Annotated in this window: 25 protein-coding genes; all 25 read right to left on the bottom strand. The window is 48.3% G+C overall.

The window, feature by feature from the left end; translation table 11 throughout:
• Positions 1-24: 24 nt before the first annotated feature.
• The 25 genes from purN to addA all read right to left on the bottom strand — a co-directional run bounded on the left by purN (position 25) and on the right by addA (position 24,204).
• Positions 25-651: a phosphoribosylglycinamide formyltransferase gene (gene purN, locus ABXS75_05785; GenBank protein XCP86313.1), complete on the bottom strand. Its 627-nt coding sequence runs from the start codon at positions 649-651 to the stop codon at positions 25-27.
• Entirely contained in the window at positions 645-1,670 is a 1,026-nt protein-coding gene (gene purM / locus ABXS75_05780; protein XCP86312.1) for a phosphoribosylformylglycinamidine cyclo-ligase, read from the bottom strand. The genes purN and purM overlap by 7 nt, the downstream gene beginning before the upstream one ends.
• 37 nt (positions 1,671-1,707) lie before the next feature.
• Complete coding sequence (gene purE / locus ABXS75_05775) at positions 1,708-2,220, bottom strand: 5-(carboxyamino)imidazole ribonucleotide mutase (GenBank protein XCP86311.1); 513 nt, start codon at positions 2,218-2,220, stop codon at positions 1,708-1,710.
• A 204-nt stretch (positions 2,221-2,424) separates the two neighbouring features.
• Positions 2,425-4,470: an aminopeptidase gene (locus ABXS75_05770; protein ID XCP86310.1), complete on the bottom strand. Its 2,046-nt coding sequence runs from the start codon at positions 4,468-4,470 to the stop codon at positions 2,425-2,427.
• Positions 4,471-4,851, bottom strand: coding sequence for a DUF6142 family protein (locus ABXS75_05765; GenBank protein ID XCP86309.1), 381 nt, complete (start codon positions 4,849-4,851; stop codon positions 4,471-4,473). It abuts the gene before it with no gap.
• Positions 4,796-5,296, bottom strand: coding sequence for a VanZ family protein (locus tag ABXS75_05760; protein XCP86308.1), 501 nt, complete (start codon positions 5,294-5,296; stop codon positions 4,796-4,798). Before ABXS75_05760 ends, ABXS75_05765 begins: the two co-directional genes overlap by 56 nt.
• A 15-nt stretch (positions 5,297-5,311) precedes the next feature.
• Complete coding sequence (locus ABXS75_05755) at positions 5,312-5,464, bottom strand: hypothetical protein (GenBank protein ID XCP86307.1); 153 nt, start codon at positions 5,462-5,464, stop codon at positions 5,312-5,314.
• A gap of 14 nt (positions 5,465-5,478) precedes the next feature.
• Positions 5,479-6,156: an orotate phosphoribosyltransferase gene (pyrE, locus tag ABXS75_05750; protein ID XCP87091.1), complete on the bottom strand. Its 678-nt coding sequence runs from the start codon at positions 6,154-6,156 to the stop codon at positions 5,479-5,481.
• A gap of 263 nt (positions 6,157-6,419) precedes the next feature.
• Entirely contained in the window at positions 6,420-7,322 is a 903-nt protein-coding gene (locus ABXS75_05745; protein ID XCP86306.1) for a dihydroorotate dehydrogenase, read from the bottom strand.
• A complete protein-coding gene (locus ABXS75_05740; protein XCP86305.1) occupies positions 7,322-8,110 on the bottom strand; it encodes a dihydroorotate dehydrogenase electron transfer subunit in 789 nt (262 codons plus the stop codon). The genes ABXS75_05745 and ABXS75_05740 overlap by 1 nt, the downstream gene beginning before the upstream one ends.
• 20 nt (positions 8,111-8,130) lie before the next feature.
• Complete coding sequence (pyrF, locus tag ABXS75_05735) at positions 8,131-9,057, bottom strand: orotidine-5'-phosphate decarboxylase (protein ID XCP86304.1); 927 nt, start codon at positions 9,055-9,057, stop codon at positions 8,131-8,133.
• A gap of 21 nt (positions 9,058-9,078) precedes the next feature.
• Positions 9,079-10,359: a dihydroorotase gene (locus tag ABXS75_05730; protein XCP86303.1), complete on the bottom strand. Its 1,281-nt coding sequence runs from the start codon at positions 10,357-10,359 to the stop codon at positions 9,079-9,081.
• A 106-nt stretch (positions 10,360-10,465) separates the two neighbouring features.
• Positions 10,466-11,677, bottom strand: coding sequence for a S41 family peptidase (locus ABXS75_05725; protein XCP86302.1), 1,212 nt, complete (start codon positions 11,675-11,677; stop codon positions 10,466-10,468).
• Positions 11,678-11,707: 30 nt separating this feature from the next.
• On the bottom strand, positions 11,708-12,826 hold the full coding sequence (locus tag ABXS75_05720; protein ID XCP86301.1) for a peptidoglycan DD-metalloendopeptidase family protein: 1,119 nt from the start codon (positions 12,824-12,826) through the stop codon (positions 11,708-11,710).
• A gap of 101 nt (positions 12,827-12,927) precedes the next feature.
• On the bottom strand, positions 12,928-13,836 hold the full coding sequence (ftsX, locus tag ABXS75_05715) for a permease-like cell division protein FtsX (protein ID XCP86300.1): 909 nt from the start codon (positions 13,834-13,836) through the stop codon (positions 12,928-12,930).
• The gene (ftsE, locus tag ABXS75_05710; GenBank protein ID XCP86299.1) at positions 13,826-14,512 is read right to left on the bottom strand and encodes a cell division ATP-binding protein FtsE; all 687 of its coding nucleotides are present in this window, start codon (positions 14,510-14,512) and stop codon (positions 13,826-13,828) included. The genes ftsX and ftsE overlap by 11 nt, the downstream gene beginning before the upstream one ends.
• A 20-nt stretch (positions 14,513-14,532) precedes the next feature.
• Entirely contained in the window at positions 14,533-15,621 is a 1,089-nt protein-coding gene (locus ABXS75_05705; GenBank protein ID XCP86298.1) for a helix-turn-helix domain-containing protein, read from the bottom strand.
• Positions 15,622-15,841: 220 nt separating this feature from the next.
• The gene (locus tag ABXS75_05700; GenBank protein ID XCP86297.1) at positions 15,842-16,516 is read right to left on the bottom strand and encodes a WecB/TagA/CpsF family glycosyltransferase; all 675 of its coding nucleotides are present in this window, start codon (positions 16,514-16,516) and stop codon (positions 15,842-15,844) included.
• Between the two features lie 128 nt (positions 16,517-16,644).
• A complete protein-coding gene (locus ABXS75_05695) occupies positions 16,645-16,848 on the bottom strand; it encodes a small, acid-soluble spore protein, alpha/beta type (protein ID XCP86296.1) in 204 nt (67 codons plus the stop codon).
• Positions 16,849-17,376: 528 nt separating this feature from the next.
• Positions 17,377-17,568: a PspC domain-containing protein gene (locus ABXS75_05690; protein XCP86295.1), complete on the bottom strand. Its 192-nt coding sequence runs from the start codon at positions 17,566-17,568 to the stop codon at positions 17,377-17,379.
• Between the two features lie 139 nt (positions 17,569-17,707).
• Positions 17,708-18,676: a DUF4097 family beta strand repeat-containing protein gene (locus tag ABXS75_05685; protein ID XCP86294.1), complete on the bottom strand. Its 969-nt coding sequence runs from the start codon at positions 18,674-18,676 to the stop codon at positions 17,708-17,710.
• On the bottom strand, positions 18,673-19,476 hold the full coding sequence (locus ABXS75_05680) for a DUF1700 domain-containing protein (GenBank protein ID XCP86293.1): 804 nt from the start codon (positions 19,474-19,476) through the stop codon (positions 18,673-18,675). Before ABXS75_05680 ends, ABXS75_05685 begins: the two co-directional genes overlap by 4 nt.
• Entirely contained in the window at positions 19,473-19,796 is a 324-nt protein-coding gene (locus ABXS75_05675) for a PadR family transcriptional regulator (GenBank protein ID XCP86292.1), read from the bottom strand. The genes ABXS75_05680 and ABXS75_05675 overlap by 4 nt, the downstream gene beginning before the upstream one ends.
• 383 nt (positions 19,797-20,179) lie before the next feature.
• Entirely contained in the window at positions 20,180-20,467 is a 288-nt protein-coding gene (locus tag ABXS75_05670; GenBank protein ID XCP86291.1) for a DUF1294 domain-containing protein, read from the bottom strand.
• Complete coding sequence (gene addA / locus ABXS75_05665; protein ID XCP86290.1) at positions 20,464-24,204, bottom strand: helicase-exonuclease AddAB subunit AddA; 3,741 nt, start codon at positions 24,202-24,204, stop codon at positions 20,464-20,466. The genes ABXS75_05670 and addA overlap by 4 nt, the downstream gene beginning before the upstream one ends.
• Positions 24,205-24,207 lie beyond the last annotated feature (3 nt).

Genomic DNA, 24,207 nt, shown 5'->3' with positions numbered 1-24,207 from the left:
TTGCCGCTTTCCTTTATGATAAATTTACTTGCTGATCCTCACTTTTTTGCCCTGAACTTCCACTTTTCCGTTGGCGATCAGATCAATGGCTCTGGGCAGAATCTTCCATTCCGCCTGCTCCATCACGCGTCGCTGGAGTACCTCGGGCGTATCGCCGTCCTCCACCTCGACCGCTTTCTGCAAAATGATCGGTCCGGTATCCGTCCCTTCATCTACAAAATGCACCGTTGCTCCTACGACCTTCACGCCGCGCGCAAGGGCCGCCTCATGCACCTTAAGCCCGTAATAGCCTGTCCCGCAGAAAGACGGAATGAGTGACGGGTGGATATTGATGATCCGGTTCCTGTACTCTCTGATCATAGCTTCCGGAATCACGACCAAAAATCCTGCCAGAACTACCAGATCAGCATGCAATTCATTCAGTTTCTCCAGGAACACCCGGTTGAACTCTTCTCTGCTCTCAAAATCCTTCGGCGAGATGCACTGGGCAAAAATACCATGATTTTCCGCCCTCTGAAGCGCAAACGCATTTTTATTATTGCTGATCACGCCGACGATCTCGGTATTCGTAATCATGCCGTTCTCCACCGCATCGATGATCGCCTGCAGGTTCGTTCCTCCGCCGGATACCAGAACTGCAATCCTTAACATACGGTTACTCCTTTTTCTCCTGCCTCTACATAGCCGACCACATAAGGCTCTTCTCCTGCCTCACGCATTGCCTGCATTGCAGCGTCTACCTCTTTCTCATCAACAGCAACGATCATACCGATACCCATGTTAAAGGTGTTGTACATTACGCTCTCCTCCACATCGCCGTCATCGGCAAGCATACGGAAGATCGGCGGTACCGGATAACTGTCCTTTTTAATCACCGCATGAGTTCCCTCAATCATCATACGCGGTACATTCTCATAGAACCCGCCGCCGGTAATATGGCTGCAGGCTTTGATCTTCACTCCGGCCTCTTTTACGCTGCGCAGAGCTTTCACATAAATCTTGGTCGGTGCCAGAAGAACGTCTCCGAGTCTCGCTCCCAGACAGTCATATTCTTCATTCAGCACTTCCGGCTTCATGTTAAATACTTTTCTCACCAGAGAGAATCCGTTGCTATGTACGCCGGAAGATGCCATACCAATAAGGACATCGCCCGGTTTCAGATCTTTTCCTGTGATCAGGTCTTTCTCGTCTACGATACCTACTGCAAATCCGGCCAAATCATACTCGTCTGTCGGATAGAACCCCGGCATCTCCGCGGTCTCTCCACCGATCAATGCACAGCCCGCCTGCTTACAGCCTTCTGCCACGCCGCTCACGATGGTCGCGATCTTCTCCGGCTCATTCTTTCCACAGGCAATATAGTCAAGGAAGAACAGCGGCTCCCCGCCTGCACATGCGATGTCATTGACACACATTGCGACACAGTCGATACCGATGGTATCATGGCGATCCAGAAGAAACGCCAGTTTCAGTTTGGTTCCTACTCCGTCCGTACCGGAAACCAGAGTCGGTTTTTCCATATTTTTAAACTTCTCCATAGAAAATGCTCCGGAAAATCCGCCGATTCCTCCGAGAACCTCTTCTCTCATGGTCTGCTGAATATGCTTCTTCATCAGCTCTACTGATCTGTAACCAGCTTCAATATCTACACCCGCATTCTTGTAATCCATCTCATATCCTCCTTATAGGCCAAGCCATCACAGCTCTCTACATCTGCTCCAAATAGCCTTTGTGCCCTAATTTATCGAGTTTCTCTGCCTTCTTCTGAACAGTCTCCTTCATCTCGACCGTATATGCTTTCAATTTTTCAAGCAGCTCGGGATCAGAGATAGCCAGAATTCTTGCCGCAAGAATTGCCGCATTGGCTCCGCCGTCGATCGCAACGGTCGCTACCGGGATTCCTGGCGGCATCTGTACGATAGAATACAGTGCGTCCACACCCTCCAGATTCTTACTTGAAAGCGGGATACCGATTACTGGCATCGGGAAAATCGCTGCACACATTCCCGGCAGATGCGCTGCCATACCTGCCCCTGCAATGATAACCTTGAACCCTTTCTCCTCCGCAGTCTTCGCGTACTCGAAGAACACGTCCGGCTCACGATGTGCGGAAATGATCGTCATCTCGTAGTCAATACCGAACTTTTCCAGCATGTCAGCAGCCTTGCTCATGATCTTCATATCAGAGTCGCTGCCCATTACAATTCCTACTTTTGGCATAACTTTCTCCCTTTCTTCTATGTGTATTTTATTACTACCACTTTAACATAAGATATTTTACTAATCCTGTTTCCGGCTGTCAACCGAAAGATGAGTTTCTTCCCAATATGTTTTAAAACATTTTAAAACGATTCGGATTCAGGACGCTCTATTCCCCATTCTGTTCCATCAAATTTTCTTTTTATAGTTATCTAAGCCCGCCAGTTACTCTGCCTCATCTAATGGCTGGTTCAGGATCTCCGTTCCCGGCAGTACGAATCTGCCGTCCCGGATCAGTTCGATCTTTTCTCCGCTTCCCGTATACACGCTGATCTCTCCCAATTCTTCATAGGGGATCGTGATATCCGTATGGCACTGGAAATAGGCCTTCTCCGGATTTTCCTTCCTTAAGGCGCTGGCACTGTTTTCCTTCGCCACGATCTCCTTCCCGTTCGGATTGAAGACCTGGTTATCCTCCGCCCAGCTATAACAGGTATCGCCCACTGCAAAATGCGGTCCCATCTTCTCCGCGATCAGAATCGGTAATTTATCCGCGATCTCATATTTCTTCGCCGCCACATAAGCCGTCGTATTGGTTCCGATGGCGAACTCGCCAAGCGGCAGAGACGGGTGGTTATTCAGTATATTGTCCTGAATATATTTCCGGTTCTCTTCCTCCGATTCAAAGTTCGTACAGGAATATGTGGTGGTGCGTCCCTCCTCGAACTTGATCTCCAGATTCCGGTACTGCAATTCATTCAGATATACCTTGCTCACGAACAGCGTTCCATTCGTCCCCTCCAATACCGGAGAAGTAAATACTTCGCCCACCGGAATATTCACATCTGCCACACAATTTTCAAAACAAGTTTCCCTCTGCGGATCAGCAAGCGGATAAAGCTGCACCCTCAGATCCGTTTTATTTCCATTCGTTCCAAGAATGTGCACATACTCTCCCTGATCCAGCGCATCTATAAGCGTCTGCTGCACCTTCTCATAGACCTTGGCATCTAAGGTATTGATCCGTATAATCTCATGGAAAATCTCTTCGTATCGTTCCCCGATTTCCGGCAGAGGCCAAGAAATAATGGTGAAACTTCTCTCTTCCCCCTTGATGTACTGGTTCGTGAGCTGCCCTGCCCGGGAATTCATCATGAGCAGAAGCTCCTCCTGCTCCTTCGTAAGTTTTATTGCCTCCGGCTTAGACACCGGCGCAAATGGCTTCTCGCCGAACACCTCCATCACCGCCGGGCCAGCGAACTTCCCTGCCAATTCCTTATTCTGCTCAAAAACGGTGCGCATCACTTCCAGCTTTCTTTCCATGAACTGCTTATCGAGCACCAGACCAATATCGTCTTTATGGTCATAATCGTACTGTTTATTTACCTGCGCCCCGAAGAAACCATTCTTTCCCACGCGCGGCCTTGTGATCACACTCGCTGCCGCACGGTAAATCGTCGGTTCAAGTCCCAGCTCTCTGAAATTCTGAACGGCCTTTCTTACCACACGCTCAAATCCCAGGACATAACGGATATTTACGGAAGATTTTTTCGACAGATCCTTTCCTGTATTCACAAAACCTACCCGGAATCCTTCCGTATAGGTATCCGCCATCTGATCAATGACCTCCTGCGGAAGCGCATTCAGATATTCTGCCGTTCTTCGCTCATTCTCCCCCACATACTCCCCGTATCGGTACAGATAGCGAAAATCCGTCAGATCACTGTCCATGATCATATGAAGCAGGAACGGCTGCGCTTTCGGATCGACCTGTTCCCGAATCCTGTCAGCCGCAAGCACATCACAATAATCACTTGCATACCAGTAAAAAATCTCTTTCAGACTCTTTAAAGAGGGTTCTTCCTCCTCTTCGAACCGGTTATAAATCTCAATAAATAGTTCATTTCCAATCACCACATATTCGTCCCGCTCTTCAAACACATAGGCAATCCCGCCTCGAAGCTCTGCGTAGAGCGCGCCAAGGAATGCCCCCAGCTCTTCGCCAAGCACCTTGACCGCATAGGCCGGATTGGCATAGGAGTTTTCGTAATGTTCGGGCAGAACATCGTGATAGAGCATCTCCAGCTCTTTAGCCAGCCATTCTTCATCTGCTTCATTTCTCACCTTTGTGTGATAACTGTCACGAATATCATGAATTCTGAGAAGAAAATCTGCTACATGCCGGAAGTACGCACGGTAAGGCTCTTTAATCGTCTCTTCACACAGAATCTTCATAATCCTCTCTAACGTCAGATAATATCGTTCTTCCATCTATATCAACCCCCTTATAAATACGGCCGCCAGGCACAAAATAATAAAGCCATTGATTCCCAGACCAATCTTGCAGGTCAGGTAGTTCTTATCCCTCTCCCGCATTCCTTTAAGGCCCAGTGTCACTCCAAAAAACGCCAGAACGGTCGTAAGCAAACCTAAACTGCCTATGATAGCCGCAGACTGTCCCTTACTGAAAAATGCCGTCAAAATCAGGAATAAAAAGATCAGAAATACGCTCACAGCCAGAACGCAGGACATAATCCCCTTGCGGGCATGCTTTAATTTCGCCTGGCCATATTTCCGGCTGCCTCTTTTTCTGCGCTCACGATCTCTTTCCCGCTCGCGTGCGGCTTCCTTTTCCCGCCCGATTCTCATCATGCCATCTCCTTATCGCATTACAAATCACAAAACTAACATATCCCACAATTCCGCCGATGGTATTCAGCAAAAGGTCATCTACATCAAAGCTGCCCACCTTCGACACGAGCTGAAAGACCTCGACCAGCATGCTAAGGGCAAAGCTATAAACTGTAGTCAGAAAAAAACTGCGGTATTTACTCGCCATCGGCATGAAAAAGCCGAACGGCATAAAAATCAGGACATTACCAAACAGATTTGCAAACGATACCCAGCCAAGCATATCACGGTATGTCCAGAACCGCCTGATCTCCGCGAACAGCACCAGGTTGTAACGGTAATCGTCCATCACCCTGCCTCGCCCGTACCAGTCGGAAAATATCAAAAAATACAGAAGAAATGCAATATATAGCACAAACAGGATCTTTCCCAGCATTCGAAATCTTTTTCTATTCTTTGCTTTCAATCAAGCGCTTCCTTCCTAAAATGTAAGTCCTCTTTTTTCTTTAAATAATCTGGCTCCGCTAATGATCAGAACCACACCGGAAGCAATTCCCACCACGATCAGGGTAATTCCGATCGCAAGATTCGCCGCCCCTGCATTTCCCATTGTCTTAAACGCTTTCTCTGTCATAGAATTTCCTCCTTCTATTTTGCGCCATACTGTTCATAGTATGCATCTATCGCTGCTTTGATCGTATCATCGATCACGATCTCTCCGTTTACCGGCTTGTTGTAAAGGCATTCTGTCACCTCTGCCATGCTTACGATCGCCGCAGTCTCAAATCCGTACAGATCCCTGATCTCTTCCAGCGCACTCTTTTCGCCGCCCTTTCCCACTTCCATACGGTTCAGAGATACGATAAGTCCCTTGATCTCGACATCTGCCTGTGCCTTCAGGATCGGGAAGGTCTCCTCGATGGATTTGCCGGACGTTGTCACGTCCTCAATGATCACGACCCGGTCGCCGTCCTTTAATTTACTTCCAAGAAGAATTCCGGTATCGCCGTGATCCTTCACTTCTTTTCTATTTGAGCAGTAACGGATATCCTTTCCGTAAAGCTCACTGATCGCCATCGTCGTCGCAACGGCAAGCGGGATCCCCTTGTAAGCCGGTCCAAACAGGACATCAAAATCCAGACCATAGTTGTCGTGAATTGCCTTTGCGTAGTATTCTCCCAGCTTTCTGAGCTGTGTTCCTGTCACATATCCGCCCGCATTCATAAAAAACGGAGACTTTCTGCCGCTTTTCAGAGTAAAATCTCCGAACTTCAACACCTTACTCTCTACCATAAATTCAATAAATTCCTGCTTATACTGTTCCATATTCCCTAAAACCTCCACACTGACGTATTTTTTAGTCTCTATTTCCTGTATTCGTTCTTTCGTTCCTAATTCTTTTCCGTCTAGTGATTCTTGCATCACTGCCTCCTTCCCTAACGAAATCAGGAAAAGAATTATTAAATTCCTTTCAATTCTATCATATCTACTACATAATTTCAATTCAGGAATTTGACCGGAATTGCCTTCAAAATCCTATCCAAAAGGGGCGGTAATTCCAAAAAACTATCCGCCCCTTCCATATAACTCTATTTTACAATTCCAACCATATCCGACACATGCTCAAATCCATATTTCTGCATATATGCCCAAATACCGTCCACGATCTCCATGGTAACTGCCGGATTATGGAAATTGGCAGTTCCGACAGAAACTGCACTTGCTCCCGCCAGGATCATCTCGATGGCATCCGCCGCATTTGCAATACCGCCCATTCCGATGATCGGCACCTTCACCGCATGTGCTGCCTGGTAGACCATACGCACTGCGATCGGGTGGATTGCAGGTCCGGACACACCGCCGGTCTTATTTGCCAGCACGAACTGCCTGCGGTTAATATCTATTTTCATTCCCGTCAGTGTATTAATGAGGGAAATGGCGTCTGCTCCGCCAGCCTCTACTGCCCGCGCCATCTCCGCGATATCCGTCACGTTCGGACTCAGCTTCATGATGACCGGCTGCTTCGCATACCGCTTCACCGCTTTCGTGATCTCTTGCGCCGCCGCAGGATTCTGTCCAAAAGCGATACCGCCTTCTTTTACATTCGGGCATGAAATGTTGATCTCCAGCATATCCACGTCCTCTTCTGACAACCGCTCTACGACTTCGCAGTAGTCCTCCTTAGACCTTCCGCAGACATTGACAATGATCTTCGTATCGTACTTCCGAAGAAACGGAATATCCCTCTTGCAGAAGAGATCGATTCCCGGATTCTGAAGGCCCACTGCATTCATCATACCGCTTGCCACCTCTGCCACACGCGGAGTCGGATTGCCTTCCCACGGCACATTCGCCACGCCCTTCGTTGTCACAGCGCCAAGCCTATTCAAATCTACAAATGCCTCAAATTCTGCACCGGAGCCAAAGGTCCCCGATGCCACTGTCACCGGATTCTTCCACTCTACTCCGGCTATATTCACGCACATATCCATCAGATCTCCACCTCCGAAGCTAAAAATACCGGTCCGTCTTTACAGATTCTTGCATTGTTCACATTGCTGTGGTGGTCCTTCTTCTTCGTCTTGCAGACACACCCCAGGCAGGCTCCGATTCCACATGCCATTCTCTCCTCCAGAGAAATATAGCACGCTTCTATTCCATGCTCCATGGCATACTGCTTGATTGCCCGCAGCATCGGCATCGGGCCGCACGCATAGATAATATCCGCTTCCAGAGCATTCTCCCGGATCGCGTCCATCACGTTTCCACTGGTTCCCACACTTCCGTCCTCGGTGGAAATATAAAGCCTGCCGTTCTGCTCGAATTCTTCTCTTAAAAAGGTCTGTGCATCCCGATAGCCCACAACAATCTGCTTTGCCTCGCATTCCAGTTCCTTTGCCAGTTCCAGAATCGGCGGAACTCCGATTCCTCCGCCCATAAGAAAGGCGCGTTTGCCTTTTCCGGCCTCCAGCGGGAAGCCATTTCCCAAAGGTCCGATCATCGGAAGCGTATCGCCCGCTTTCATTCGGGAAAATTGCTCGGTTCCCGTATTCTCGCCCGTCACGCGGTATACCACGCGCAGACGCATATTCTCCCTGTCGATCTCACAGATACTGATCGGCCTCGGGAGTAATTTACTGCTGTCATTCGTATACATAGAGATGAACTGTCCCGGAAGCGCACTCCTTGCCGCCTCCGTCTGAAGCCACATACTGAAAATTCCTTCTGCCAGCCTCTCCTGCGATACTACCACTGCCAACTCTCTCTTTTTCTCTGCCATGCCAACTCTCCTGATTCTCTTTATCTTTGCTCCAGGCTCTCACGAATGTCCAAAGCCATCGCTTCCACTGCTGCTCTTGACGCTTCGCCAAAATTCTCAGCACCGTATTTTGCGTAAGCCTCCTGCTTATAAGCCGCAATGATACCGCGGGAAGAATTGACGATCGCGCCCAGGCCGTCTTCATTGAAGAAATGTACCAGATCCTTTCCTTTGCCGCCCTGCGCGCCGTAGCCCGGTACCAGAATATAAGCTTTCGGCATGATCTTTCTGAGTGCTTTTCCCATCTCCGGATAAGTCGCTCCCACAACAGCGCCAATATAACTGTACTTCTCACCCATGCAGTCTTCGCCCCACTGCGCTACCTTCTCGCCCACTAATTCATAAAGCGGACGTCCGTCTATTAATCTGTCCTGGAATTCACCGCTGGACGGATTGGAGGTCTTTACAAGAATAAATAGCCCCTTCTTTTCTTCCTTGCAGACTTCCACGAACGGTTTTACACCATCAGAACCCAGGTACGGATTCACCGTCGCAAAATCCTCGTCGAACGGAACGTAACTCTTTTCGCCTACCTGGACTCTTCCCAGATGTCCTACGGCATACGCTGCCGAAGTTGAACCGATATCCCCGCGCTTTACATCTCCGATCACTACCAGGCCTTTCGCTTTGCAATAGTCTACCGTCTTCTTAAATGCCATCAGTCCCGGGATTCCAAACTGCTCATACATTGCAATCTGCGGTTTCACCGCCGGAATCAGATCGTAGGTCTTATCTACGATCTCCTTATTGAACTGCCAAATCGCCTCACCTGCGCCCTCCAGCGTCTCGCCGAACTCGGCAAAAGCCTTTTTCTGCACATGCTCCGGCACATAAGAAAGCATAGGGTCGAGCCCTACTACGATTGGTGCACCCGTTTTTTTAATGTTTGCTATCAGTTTATTAATCATGTCTCTTCCTCCCTGATTTAACTATTCCCTCCGGAATACAATCTTCCCGTCTACGATCGTCACAGCCACTTCGCCTTTGACCGGATAACCGTCAAACGGTGTGTTTTTCCCTTTGGATACAAATTTTGTCTTATCTATCGCATATTCTTTTGCGGGATCAAAAAGGACCAGATCCGCAGTCTTCCCCTCGGATACGCTTCCCCTATCTGCAAGTCCCAGAATCTTTGCCGGATTATAGCTCATCTTCTCGGCCATCTGCATGACTGTGAGAAGCCCTGTATCCACAAGCTCCGTGTACGTCAGCGCCGCACTCGTCTCAAGCCCTACGATTCCAAATGCCGCGTCCTTCATGGATCCTTCCTTCTCCTCCCTGGCATGAGGCGCATGGTCTGTCGAGATCACATCCATGATATCTGCTGCAAGCCCTGCCCGAAGCGCTTCCATATCCTCTCTCGCACGAATCGGCGGATTCATCTTATAATTCCCGTCATCTGACAGAATATCATCGGTACATAGTGTAAAATGGTGCGGGCAGACTTCTCCGGTCACAGGAAGTCCTTCTTCCTTGGCAAGACGGATCATCTCCACACTGTCCTTCGTGGAGCAATGGCAAAGATGAAGCCTTACGCCCGTCTCCTTTGCCAGCAGGATATCCCTTGCCACGATCACGTCCTCAACCGCGTTGGTGATGCCCCGAAGTCCCAGCTCCCTCGCCTTTTCATCTGCATTCATCACGCCCTTTTCCACCATCGTGATATCCTCACAGTGCGCAAACACAGAGATTCCCGCCTTCTTTGCCTCCTGCATTCCCTTGCGGTACAAAGAAGCATTCATCACGGATTTGCCGTCCTCGCTGATCGCGTGACAGCCCGCCGCAGCCATACCTGAAATATCAGCCAGCTCCTCGCCTTTTTGTCCCTTTGTGACTGCTCCGATCTGAATCACATGGACCGGGCATTCCTCCTTTGCTCTTCGGTATAATTCCTCTATCATCTCTTTGGTATCCGTCACCGGTTTCGTGTTGGGCATCGCGCAGATTGTCGTCACACCGCCTCTGGCCGCCGCCGCGCCTCCTGTCGACAGATCCTCTTTATAGGTCAGACCCGGAACTCTCAGATGTACGTGAAGATCAATAAAGCCGGGCATCACATACAGACCCGAAGCATCTACGACCTGCTCTGCCGTCTCTTCAATCTGCCTGGCCACCTTCGCAATACGTCCGTCCTCCACCAGTACATCGCACACAGCATCCAGCTTTGTTGCCGGATCAACCACATGCCCGTTTTGAATTAACAGTCTCATATCCTTGAATCCTTTCTTTTTTATCATGATTTCAATATACCATACCCAAACTTAAAAGGGAATGCCCAAAAAGCATTCCCTCAAAATTTGCGAAATTTTTCATTTGTTAAAACTGATCCCGTACTGCTTTAAGCGCGGCCTCCAGTTGGTTATCCGCCTGCGGGTCGTTCTCATCTCTCTGATACTCTGCCTCCACATCCGGCTCAATCCCTTTTCCGTGTATATTACGCCCATTTGGCGTAAAATACTCAGATGTCGTAATTTTCAGACTGGTTCCGTCCTTCAGGTCATACACCGTCTGTACGATACCCTTGCCATATGTGGTCGTACCGACTACGGGGCCAAGTCCATAATCCTGCACGGCTCCGGCAAAAATCTCGGAAGCACTGGCACTGTTTCCATCGACCAGAACCGCTATCGGCTTCGTGAACTGATGCTCCTCATCTGATTCCATCACCGTTTCCTTCCCGGACCGGTCTTTGGTGGAAACGATCGTCCCCTCAGGAAGAATCAAATCAAGAATCTGGCAGACCGTATCCACATTTCCACCGGGATTGGCCCGAAGATCCACAACAAGGCCCTTCATGCCTTCCTTCTCCAGTTCCTCAAAAGCCGCAGTAAACTGTGCATAAGTGACCAAATCAAACTCCGTGATCCGGATATACCCTATCTGGTCATCCTTCATCTCATACGCCACAGTGTCCACTTCGATCTTGCGACGCTCCACCTCAAGCGTCACTTCCTTCAGTTCCTCTCCCCGAAGTACCGTGATCTCCACAGTGGTCCCTTCTTCTCCACGGATATCCTGCACAACATCCGCCAAATCCCTTCCTGCCACTTTCTCTCCATTTACCAGATACAGGATATCATTCTCTTCTACTCCGGCTTCTTTTGCAGGGCTATTGCTATACACCTGCACAGCAGTAATCGTCTTCGTCTCTATATTCTGGGACATTACCACACCGATTCCCGAATACTCACCCTGGGTACTCTCCATCAGCTTCTGCGTCTGCTCCTCATCATAATACACGGAATAAGGGTCATTCAGAGCTTCAATATACCCTTTATAAAGCCCTTCCTGCATAGCCCCCTCTTCAATCTCGTCTGCATAGAGAAACTTTGCATCTACTAATCTCTTTAAATTTTCCAGTTTCTGATCATTTGCTGCAGTTACTTCCGTCTTTTCTTTCTCACCGCCCCCTGCACTACCGCTTCCCAGGCGCATTCCAAAAAAGACGGCTGCTCCGACCAGAAACATAACGAGGGCGCCCGCAAGCGCCCCCTGCCAAAACTGTTTGTTGCTATGATGTTCTTCCATATACTCCACTTCCAAAAATTCAGCTATATGTTACAGATAGTTCAGCGGATTCACCGGTACTCCGCCAACATGCACTTCAAAATGCAGATGTGGTCCGGTCACGATTCCCGTTGAGCCTACCGCCGCAATATTCTGGCCTCTGCTTACTGTCTGCCCTGCGCTTACATACATAGCACTACAGTGCTGATACCAGGTCTGCATACCGTTTCCGTGATTGATCACAATATAATACCCTCTGGCACTATTATACTGCGCCGTAATCACTGTACCGGAATCTGCCGCGTAGATTGGCGTCCCCGTCCCTGCACCATAATCGATGCCATCGTGCCTGCTGGTAGCTCCTGCAGTCGGCGCCACACGGTATCCGAATCCACTGGTAATGTAAGCTCCCGGAATTGGATGCGATAACGTTCCATTTCCCGTTATCACCGTCTGATTATTACCGCCGTTCGGCTGATAAGCACTTTGGCTCTCAGCCTGCTTTCTTCTCTCCTCCGCCGCTTTGGCTGCCGCGATCAGTTCCTTCAGCTTATCTGCATTTTTGCTGATCTCGGAGGAAAGATTGTCAATCTCCAGGTTCTTCTCTTTCAAAAGCGATTCCACATTCGCCTGCTTCTCAGACAACTCATTCTGCAGCACTTCCAGCTCTGCATATTCTTTCTTAAGAGCTGCCTCACGCTCCTCGATCTCCTTACGGATATTCTGGAACTCCGTCAGCAGTTCCCGATCCTTCTGGGAAATCTTATTGATATATTCTGCTTTATTCAGGAGATCTGAGATACTTTTAGAATCCAGAAGAATCTCAAAAAACTCCGTATTCCCGTTCTCATACATATATTTTATGCGGAGCTTCATGGCATTATATTGATCATCTTCCTGCGCTTTCGCCACAACAAGCTGGGTCTCCGCCTCATTAATCTCCTGCTCCTTTTTATGTAGGTTGTCCTCTGTCTCCTGCAAATCCTCAATAATCGAATCTAACTTATTGGACAGATCCGCCTTCTCAGCCTCAGCCGCTTTTTTCTCCGCTTCCAATCTTTCCTGCTCCTTTTTAGCATCTGAGATGTCGTCCGCTTTTGCATTCAGGGTCATTCCCATACAAAGGACTCCAATCATCAATATACTCAGCAGTTTTTTTCCTTTTTTCATTTATATCACCCTAACTTTTCGCTCTTTCGCCGTCCTGTTCCTTCGCCCGCTTGCCCGGGCTTTAAAATCACCAATTCCCGGCACGCCTCTATCTATTACTCCTACACTCTCAGATGTTTTCTGATCGTAAAGAAGCTTCCAAGGAAACCGATTCCGATTCCCAGAAGAATCCCTACCGGAAGGAGTGTTCTGTACACTTCTGTCACCGGGAGGAAGTCCAGGATATTATTCAAAAGACTAAATTTCTGTAAAATATAAGCGATTGCTTTGGTGTACATAAAATATAAGGCCACAAGCGGAAGCACCGCTCCTATTAATCCAATCAAAAGACCTTCTATGATAAATGGAGCACGCACAAAACTGTCCTTGGCTCCGATATATTTCATGATCGCAATCTCTTCTCTTCTGACCGTAATGCCCATGGTAACGGTATTGCTGATCAGGAACACCGAAACTGCCAGCAGGATTGCAATAATAACAATCGAAACATACATCACCAGTTTATTTACACTGGTCAGTGTATTTGCAACTACATCAGATTTCTTCACCTTTCGCACGCCCGGAAGCGACTCTGCAAATGAAACCACGTCCTTCTGCGCGGAAACGTCGCTCATAAAAACTTCAAAGTTATCGGAACCGGCAAGTGGGTTATCATTCTTAAATCCTTCTGCCAGTTCACTAGCCTCTCCAAAGTATTCATCCTTGAAGGTCTCCCACGCCTTATCCGCCGAAACATAATTGATCTTTGTTACATCGTCACGCTCCTTCAGTCTCTTCTCAATATTATCGATCTCGGCCTGGGTGGCGTCTTCGTTGAAGAAGATCGTGATCGCTACCCCTTCCTCTGCTTTATGTACGATATACTGAAAGTTCATGATAATCGAAAAAAACAGGCCAAACACGAAGATACACGCCGCCATCGTGGCAACTGATGCAAGCGAGAACATCTTGTTTCTTCCGATATTCTTAACCCCTTGTTTCATAGAATATCCTAATGTACTAATTCTCATTTCTATACCCACCTTCTTGTTCGTCGCTGACAATGACACCCTTCTTCATTGTAATAACGCGTTTCTTCATCTCGTTTACAATTTCCTGGTTGTGAGTAACTACCAGTACCGTAGTTCCTCTTTCGTTCGCCTCTTCCAGAAGTTTCATAATCTCCCACGAATTCGTCGGGTCAAGGTTTCCCGTAGGCTCATCCGCCAGCAGAATCGCCGGTTCATTCACGACCGCACGGGCAATCGCTACCCTCTGCTGTTCCCCTCCGGACAGTTCCTTTGGAAATGCTTTATATTTCTGTGCCAGTCCCACAAGAGAAAGCGCTGCCGGCACTTTCTGTTTGATGACACGGGTGGATTTCTCCGTGACCCTCTGGGCAAATGCAATGTTCTCATAAATATTCCGGTCCTTCAAAAGACGGAAATCCTGAAACACTACGCCGATTCCCCTACGATATTTGGGAATCTGGCGATGCCTCATACGGTTCAGATTCTGCCCGTTCACGATAATCGTTCCGGACGTAGGATCAATCTCCTTCATCAGAAGCCGGATCAGAGTAGATTTACCCGAACCACTGTCCCCTACGACGAAAACGAATTCACCCTGCTCGATCTTAAGGCTCACACCGTTAAGCGCAGCTATCCCTTTTGAGTATTCTTTCGTCACTTCTCTAAGTTCTATCATATGCTCCTCCTAATTAATTATCAATACTCCAGCGTCTCCATGTATTTCATATATTTTACTACCATAAGCGCAATCTTGAAGGTAATGGCATCTTCAAATACCCGCAGATCCAGTCCCGTGCTTTTCTGTAATTTATCCAGACGGTAAACAAGCGTATTTCTATGAATATAGAGCTGTCTGGAAGTCTCGGAGACATTCAGACTGTTCTCAAAGAACTTGTTGATCGTGGTAAGTGTCTCCTCGTCAAACTCGTCCGGTGATTTCCCCTCAAAAATCTCACGAATAAACATCTTGCACAAAGGAATCGGAAGCTGGTAGATCAGACGGCCAATCCCAAGAGTATTGTATGCGATGACTTCTTTCTCATCAAAGAATATCTTGCCTACGTCAAGGGCAAGCTTCGCCTCCTTGTAGGACTTGGAAACCTCTTTGATATCGCCCACAATGGTACCGTACGCAATACGCACGTTCTCCTCCCCCTCGGATTTCAGAAGTTCGAGAATCTCCTGAGCCGTCTTCTCCATCTCCGGATAGCCGTCTCCTTCCGCCAATTCCTTGACTACGATAATATTCTTCTCGTCAACCGCAGTGATAAAATCGCGGCTTCTGTTTCCGAGAACGGAACGCATACTATCAAGCGCACTAATGTCCCTCTCGTGTGAAGTCTCAACTATAAAGATAACACGTTTCACCTCAGTGTCAATATGTAATTTTTTAGCACGGTTATAAATATCTACCAGCAGAAGGTTGTCAAGAAGCAGGTTCTTGATGAAATTATCCTTGTCAAACCGCTCTTTATAGGCAACCAAAAGGTTCTGAATCTGGAAGGCTGCAATCTTTCCTACCATGTACACATCTTCGCTTCCGCCACTGGCAATCAGAATATATTCCAACTGATGTTCATCATAAATCTTAAAGAACTGACACCCCTGTATGACCTGGCTCTCTGCCGGCGACTCTACGAAAGAAAGGACCGCACTCTCATAATCTCCGGGCTCAGAAAAGGTAGTAGCCAGCACTTTGCTGTCAGTATCCATTACTCCCAGGTCAATCCTGGTAATTGCTTTTAACCCTTCAATCGTGTTTTGCAGTATCTGATTTGATATCATACGCTTTTCCTCCATCGCTATACATTTTCCACAATACCTTTCCCCCGAAATTCTGGAAACGCATATTTACTTAACCTATACTTTAATACAAATCACCAAAAAAATAAAGAGGAAATCGCACATTTTTATGCATTTCCTCAGATTTTTTTTGAAAATATACTGTTTTACAACTAGACATAGTTTACAATAATTAATCACGCACCATATCTTGTAGGTAGCATTATATTTCTTTTCGCTTTTTTTCTACCTCTCTTTTGAGGATCTTGCGCTCCCAGAAATCACGGAAGCGTTCTTTAACTCCGGTCTTCTTCGAAGAAAGCGTTCCGCCTTTGCCGACTCCGAGCCATAATCTGGCGTTTAGAACGCCATGGACACGGCAGATAAAATTCTCCTGCTTCGGTGAAGAAAGACCTGCAAGGACACAGTCTGCCTCCGCCCCATTGATCCGGTTGATGATCATATCATCAGCCGACTCATCGTCCGGCACCACCTCGATTCCCGCGATCTCAATTCCTCTATAATTCTCTTCCAGAAATGCCCTGGCCGCATCAATCTCCTCTTTGGCATCTACCAGCACAAACACTCTGGTCCGGCTCTTGTGGAAATAGTGGAACAACATTTTAAGAAAACTCTGGTTCTGGACATCCTGGAGTTTTTTCTTCTCCGTCACTTCCGCAGCTTCGAGAATAGCTTCATCTCCTGCAAGAACCAGATCCAGTTCTTCTAAGCTGGATTTTATTCCTTCCGTCTCAGAGGCACGCATGAGAACATCTACGGTAAGAATCTCGACTGTACTGACCGGTTCTGTCTGCATAAAACCAGTGACGGCTTTCATGGCATCTTTTGCAGTGTAGTCATCCAGCTGTACATCTAACACATTCATTTTTTTATCCATAGCTTCACCTGTCTATCATCATGGTACTTTCCTGTCCATATAGCAACATCTTAGCCATGCAATTATATCAATCCTGATGTGTTTTTTCAACCAGAGTCGCAAAATCTTCATAGTTGTTAATATTCTTGTTACTTTTTTTCAAATTCTTTTCGTTTTTTTGAAATAAGTCCGCCGATTCTTCCGGTCTCCTTAGAGGAGAGGGAACGCCAGCCTGTGTCGAGGACTTTATCGAGAAGGCCGAGTTCCTCGGCGATTTCGTATTTTAATTTTTCTTCTCCCTCCATCTGGGTGATATCCTGACGGGTTAGTTTCTTTTCTTTTTTTGGTGACATGTTCTATCAACTCCTATTATTATGGTCTTTAGTGGGAGTATTGCCAGGTGGGGGATAAGTTATTCAAGGTTGTGTTGGTGAAAGAGGGACGCCCCGCGAGAGAATATCTCTATGCAAAGCACGCTCTCGCTCGGAAAAAAACGCAGCGATACCGAAATAAGGTCCACTGGACCTTATTTTAGGCATGCTCGGCAACTAAGATGCCAGGGCGCCGCGTATGGCGGCTTCTGCCATCTAAGTGCCGGCGTTTTTTACGGCTTTGCATAGAGATATTCTCTCGCGGGGCTGACGCTTTTTCGCCGGGAGGACACTGACGAATTAGCGGGTTTCATGTTTTTGGTTGTCTAAAGCATGTTGCGGCTTCCGTTACAGTATCTCGGCAATTTGGAATATCTTCTTTTTTTAATTTCATTCTTAGATTTCTGTAAAGACTATTACAGTTTCGGAATAACTCATGTTTTTCAAATTTTATTCTTGGTTTTATCATAATCTATTACTATTGCAGAAACTGTAAAGCGCTCATCTATTCTACACGGCGTCAGGAATGATTATGGCGGCTATGAAGTAGGCCAGGAGGGCGTTCCCGAAGCTGACGAAGATGAGGAGGACTGCTGCAAGGCGCACCAGGGTGGGGTCTAGGTTAAAGTATTCGGCAATTCCTCCGCAGACGCCGCAGAGCATGCGGCTTTCTCTTGATCTGTATAATCGTTTTTGTTCCATAGTGGTTCCTCCTTTTTGATAAAAAACTGTGTATCGTTATTTGGTTGGTTTTGCTCACTGTTTGTTATAAGTATTTAATAGTATCTTTGTTTTTATGCGATGAAAAAATTTCACTGAGGTCTCTATACTTATAAATGGTCTAGTGGTGGGTGAATTCGATGGTTACATCGCCGGCTCCGCAGGCGATGTCGATGGTTTTGCTGCTGCCGTGGTCTATTTTTTTGGCACTGGCAAGGCCGCCGTATTCGTGGCCGTTTATTTCGATTTCACCGGCTCCGCATTTCAGGGAATAGTTGTAATCGGTTTCTTTTCCGGTCAGTTTCAGGTCCATGTCACCGGCTCCGCATCTGGCGGTGATATCGCCTGAGATGGTGCCGCTAAGGTCCAGATCGCCGGCTCCTACTTCTGCGTTTAGGGTGCCGAAGATCACATTTTCCAGATCGCAGTCTGTCGCTCCGCTTTGAATGGTAACTTCGTCAGCGGTAAGTCCTGTAAAATTAGCGTCGCATCCGCCTAGTTCCAGTTCGGCCCGGGTCAGATGGAGATTTTGCGGGATATAGATATCCAGGGTACCTGCGAGCCCGTTGGTTTCGTGGTTTTTGATGGCGGTAATGACGTCCCAGACTTCTCCTTCTTTCAGGGTCACTATGCTGAGCGTGTTTCCTTCGTGCTTCACGCTTAATTCCATGTTGTACTCCGGATAATAGAGTTTCGAGGTATCAATATGGATACAATTCTGATCCGTTGTTCTCACATTTACTTTACATCTTCCGAGACTCAGCTTTAACTCGGTAATGTCTTTAAAATCGCACTCGGACAGAGTGCTCGTTTTTCCTGAGCCGTGGTGATGATGTCCGGAATCTGTCCAGTCGTCATCAAACCACTCTTCGTCATAAATGTTATCCCAATCATTTTCCAGGATATCGTCCAAGTCATCTATGTCATCATCGTGCCACCGTTCCAGCAGTCTTGCCAGCCTGCTGCCGGAATATCGATAATTCAAGTCTTGGAAACTCACTCCCATACAAAGAGCGATTCCACAGAAGGTGATTCCCATGACCGAGATCACCGCGATCACGATCCAAAATATTTTCCATCCTTTTTTCACATCTGATTCCTCCTTTTCTGAAAGGGCTTCCGGCAAAGCTCCACAAACCAGCGAAATACCGGCGGTATGATCTTAAGTGCGAGCCACCAGGTCAGGACGGTAAGAAGTACTCCCAGAACCACTGCCAGAAGTCCTGCTCCCATCAGGGCAAACGCCACCGGAAGGGAATAGAAGATCTGGGATATTCCGGCGCCAATGCAGGCAATGCCTGCGATCACGATGCCGATTCCTGCAAAGAGAAGTCCGGCAGCAATGGCAGCGACGGCAACGAGGATTCCGAAAACAGCCGCCAGTATCCCGAATACGACCGGAATCACGATCGGCGCGCCTATCAGTACGATCAAAACGATGAGAATAATCTTCAGCGTATTGCTGGTCCAGGGTCCGCCTTTTTCGGAATCGCTTTTCCCGGTGCTGCGGTAGCTTCCCTGATCATACATCTGCTCATCTGTGTGGTACTGATACTGGTTCTGATATTGATTCTGTTTTTCTTCCCGCTCTGCCTTTTGGGCCTCTTTGACTTCCTCATGCGTCGCAGGCGTTTCCGTGTACTCAAAACGGACATCCCTGTATCCGGTCTCCCGGTATTCACTGCTCTCATCGTCGGCACCTGCAAGTCCGGCTTTGATGGTATCCGCTACCTTTCTCGGGCTTCCCAGTTCAGCTATGATCGCCGCTTCATTCTCTATGCCGGCATCATCAAAATAATCATTATAATACTGCATCGCCTCTTCCCGTTCTTCTGCAGACAACTCCAAGAGCAGTGCCCGTAGTTCATTCATAAATTCTATGCGGCTCATACAGTTACACCTCCCTCAAACATTGCCGTAATCTTTCTCGAATAGTTCTTCCACTCTATCTGATACAGATTGAGCTGTGCCATGCCTTTTTCCGTCACTTTGTAGTAACGGCGGTTCCGTCCGTCGAACTGCATATCGTAGACTTCAAGGCATTCATCTTTTTGCAAGCGCCGCAATACCGGATATAAGGTGGATTCCGACACATCCAGGGCTTTCCTTACGTCCTGGGTGATCTTATATCCATACGTTCCTTCCTTCTCCCGGGATACGACCGCAAGTACGATTGCATCAAGAAGCGCTGCTCCGGTGTTAAATACCATGTTCTCACTCCTTTTCTACATTATTTTTTATTGCTACAAGCACTTAACCTCTGTTCCTTGGGTTTCTATGTGCGATATAAGAAAGCAGAAAACCTGTGCAATATTGTTTTCTTGATGATATTATATTCTGTATAATATTAATTGTCAATATAATATTATAAAAGATTGCAATAAGAAAAATGAAAGATTTCCTAAAGGCGAAACCGAATTCATATCCGCCAGGTCTTTACTTAAGTATGCCTGGCAGCCAGGATGAATATCCAACAGGTCACTCAAATATATTTCGCGCCAAAGTAAATGCCCCACTAACCTTGGTATAGTGCATCATTGACATTCATCATAATACACTACACTCAGGCCAGCGGAGCATTCTCAAAACAATTCTATCGAAATACTATATAAATCACCAACACGTGCATCGCCAAAAACACCGGAACCCCAAGAGAAAATTTCAGTTTCCTCGTTTTATGGTGAAAAATGTGCATTCCCAGCAGCGCACCGACCGCGCCTCCGGCTGCGGCTATCCCCAGAAGGGTTCTCTCCGGTATCCTCCACTTTTGCCTCAGAGCCCTCCTTTTGTCCATGCCAAAAGCGACAAAAGCGGCCAGATTTACCACAGCAAAATATAAAACACAAATTGTGACTTTTAACTCCATGTCAATTCCTTTCACAAACTGATTTCTTCGGCCAGCGTAAAGGAATAAATGATCTTCTCCTTCACCCTTTTCCCTGTCATCTGTTCCAGTGCACGCCCGTATAAATGCAGCTGCTCCTGATATTTATCGACCAGTTCCTGTGCTTTTTGCACCCTGTCGGTCTTGTAATCCAGCACCACCAAAGCGTCGTCTTCCTCAAAATACACGTCGATGATTCCCTGGATCAGCACCAGCTCCCGGGTGTCCGCCCCCAGATAGAATTCCTTTGCGTCCACGCCAAATACAAAGGGCTGCTCTTTATACAGTTTCCTGCCGCACGCTGCCCGGTGCATTCTCTGCCCGGAACTCGTCTGAAGGAAATGCAGAATATCCTGGACCCGGATACATTCCGCCATGTCCTCCCCCAGAAATCTCTCCCGGCGCAGAGTGGCCATCTCTTCTTTTAACCCTTCTGCATCATATTCCTTTGCAAAATCCAAAAGCTCCAGCAGCTTATGGTAAGCACTTCCCCGGGAAGCTCCCGTAAGAGGCTCCTCCTCCTGCAAAAACTTAGGAATCAGAGGAATCACCTCCTCTTCCTCCACCAGCATCTGCCCGGCCTGATTCTCCTCATCCGGAAGGGCCGCACGTTTTTTCAGCTCAGATACCGTATATTTTAATTTGTACTGCTCCTCCCCCTCGTAGGGATACCGATACGAAAACTGCTCCCGCAGGCGCTGTGCAAACCAGTCATCTCTCAGGGAGAGGAGATCCTCCCCCTCTTCCACGGCACGGAGAAATGTCTTCTTTTCCAATAGTTCCTCCATTTCCCGCTCCGATTCGCTGACGACCAGGTCTTCCAGCTTCATAAGCCGGAACTTGATCGGAACATTTGGCGGCAGATTCTGCCAGGCGGGAAGAACCCAGTCAAAATAGGTATGCGCTCCCGCCAGCCTGGAAAACGTCAGCTTTTTATTTCTTTCATATCCTTCCAGCTTCTCTTCGGCCCCTTTTAAGGTCCCTAAAAGAATCAGCTTCTCCTTTGCTCTCGTCATAGCAACATAGAGGATACGCAGCTCCTCTCCCAGATCTTCCAGTTCCGTCTCCATCTGAATCGCTTTTTTGATCAGCGTCGGGCTCTTCGTTCTCCTCTCGATATCCACCGCATCAATTCCAAGTCCCAGCTCCGGGTGTATGACCACACTGGCACGAATATCCTGCGTATTGAACTGTTTTCCCATTCCCGCCACGATGACGACCGGGAATTCCAGTCCCTTACTTTTGTGAATGCTCATGAGCCGCACCGCATTGGTCTGCTCGTCATAAATGCCCGCCTCTCCAAAATCCACATCGTATTTCTTTAATTGCTCGATATAGCGCACGAAGTGAAACAGCCCTTTATAGCTGGTGGCTTCGTAGGATTTGGCACGGGTAAGCAGCATATCCAGGTTTGCAAGCCTCTGCTCTCCTCCCGGCATGGCCGAAATATAGCTGCGGTAACCGGTCTCGTCCATGATTTCCCATAAAAGATCATGAATGGAGGTATAGGATACCTTTTCACGAAAACCGGTTAACTTTCTGAAAATGCTTTGTATTTTCTGCGTGACTGCCTCCGGAACCGGTGCAGACTCTTCCTGCGCCGCTCGAAGCACCGCCTCATAGAACGGACCCTCCGGATATGCATCCCGAATCTGCGCCAGTTCTTCATTGGTGCACCCGCCGAAGGGGGATTTCAGCACCGCGGCCAGGGGGATATCCTGCCTGTAATTATCCAGCACCCGCAAATAATCCAGAATCCAGCCAATTTCCAGCGTCCCGAAATAGCCCTCCCTGGAGCCGGCAAACGCCGGAATCCCCTCGCGGCCAAGAATCCTGGTAAATACATCAGTCCAGCCCGCCAGACTCCGGGTCAGGATCACGATATCGCTATAACGCACCGGCCGGAATTCTCCCTTGTTCCCGTCCCACACCTGTTTGGTTTTCATCAATTCATGAATCCGCTCCGCCGCCGCGCGGGCTTCCAGCTCACGCACCGTCTCTTTTACGTCCTTCCCGACGCCCTCTTCGTCCACCTGGGTATCCACCACCAGGATCTCCGTCTCACACCCCGGCGTCTCCGGGTAATCCGCTCCCACATAGAGCGCCGCATTCTCGTCATATTCGATTTTTCCCAGTTTCCGCGTCATGATCTGCTCAAACACAGCGTTTGCAGCGTCCAGCACCTCCCTGCGGCTCCGGAAATTCTTGTGGAGGTCAATTCTTCTTAGGTTCCCGTCCGTGGTGCTGTAACGATCGAATTTCTCCATGAAAAGCTCCGGACGGGAAAGGCGGAAACGATAGATGCTCTGCTTCACATCTCCTACCATGAATAAATTATACTCTCCCCGCTCTGCTCTGGAGACGCTGGTGAGAATTGCTTCCTGTATCAGGTTGCTGTCCTGGTACTCGTCGATCATCACTTCCTCAAACTGCTCCTGGTACTCCTTCGCCGTCTCCGAAGGCACCAGACGGCCGTCCTCCTCCCGGGTCAGGATCTTCAGGGCAAACTGCTCCATATCCCGGAAATCAATCAGGTTTTTCTCCGCCTTTTTGTCTGCAAAAGCCTGTTGGAACTCTTCGACCAGCTCTACCAGCATTCTCATGACCGGACGGCATAGCTCCAGGTCCGCTTCCATCTCCGGGGGCTCCTGGAAGAAATAAGCGTCACCAATCCCATCAATCAGCTTCTTCCAGGACTCCCGAAGGGCCTTCACCTGCGCAGCTTTCCCTGCATCTACGGACTTATCCCGGTTGGAAGCAAGGCGCGGCCAGGAAGAAATTATTTTAAAAATATCGTACAACCTTATATACGGATTCTCCTCCGGCAAATGTGCCTTTTTCTCAGCACCCCCCGCCAAATCACGCACTTCACCTGCATCTGTCGCCGGGTCTGTACAGTCATTTCCAACATCTCTGCGCACAGCACCGTCTTCCCCCTTAAGTCCCCTGCAAAATTCCAACAGCGGGGCAAGAATCTCCTTATCCTCCTCTATCGTCTTCTCATACATATAAGGCCCGTCCGGCTCCAGACAGATCGCCCTCGCCTCTTCCATCATATCGCCCACATCGGCAAGACAATTCTGAATATAAGCAAGAATCGACTGCACATAGGGAGAATCCCCGGATAATCCCTGCTCATATGCCGCAGCGCATTCCTCCAGCCATTTTTCCGGTTCAGGGTAGCTGCCCGCATATTCATACAGCCGCCCGATCATCTCCTCCAGCTTCGTATCCTCCCGGCCCGTGGCAAACGTCTCCACAAAACGCAGAAAGTTTTCATCGCCCGACGCATATCTTGCCTCCAGCATTTCCCGCATCACGTCCTGGCGAAGGAGCTTTAGTTCCCCTTCCTCCCCGACCCGAAAGCCCGGATCCAGATCAATGGTGTGAAAATATTCTTTCATGACAGAAAGGCAGAAGCTATGGATTGTGGTGATCTTCGCCGTATGAATCAGCGCAGACTGTTTTTTCAGATGTACATTTTCCGGTTCCTTCTCCAGCGCCTGTTCAATGGCCGCACCGATTCGGTCGCGCATCTCGGCAGCCGCAGCGTCCGTGTAGGTCACGATCAGCAGGCGGTCCACGTCAAGAGGCGGCTGATCCTTCGTCAAACGGGTAATGATCCGCTCTACCAGGACCGCCGTCTTACCAGAGCCTGCCGCAGCCGATACCAGAATATTCTTTTTTCTCAGATCAATGACCTGCTGCTGTTCCTTCGTCCATGTCATTGCCATATC

This window comes from Roseburia hominis (assembly GCA_040702975.1).
Classification (GTDB): domain Bacteria; phylum Bacillota; class Clostridia; order Lachnospirales; family Lachnospiraceae; genus Allocoprococcus; species Allocoprococcus hominis_A.
Note: the sequence above shows the minus strand (reverse complement) of the source record. Positions and strands in the feature narration are given on the sequence as shown.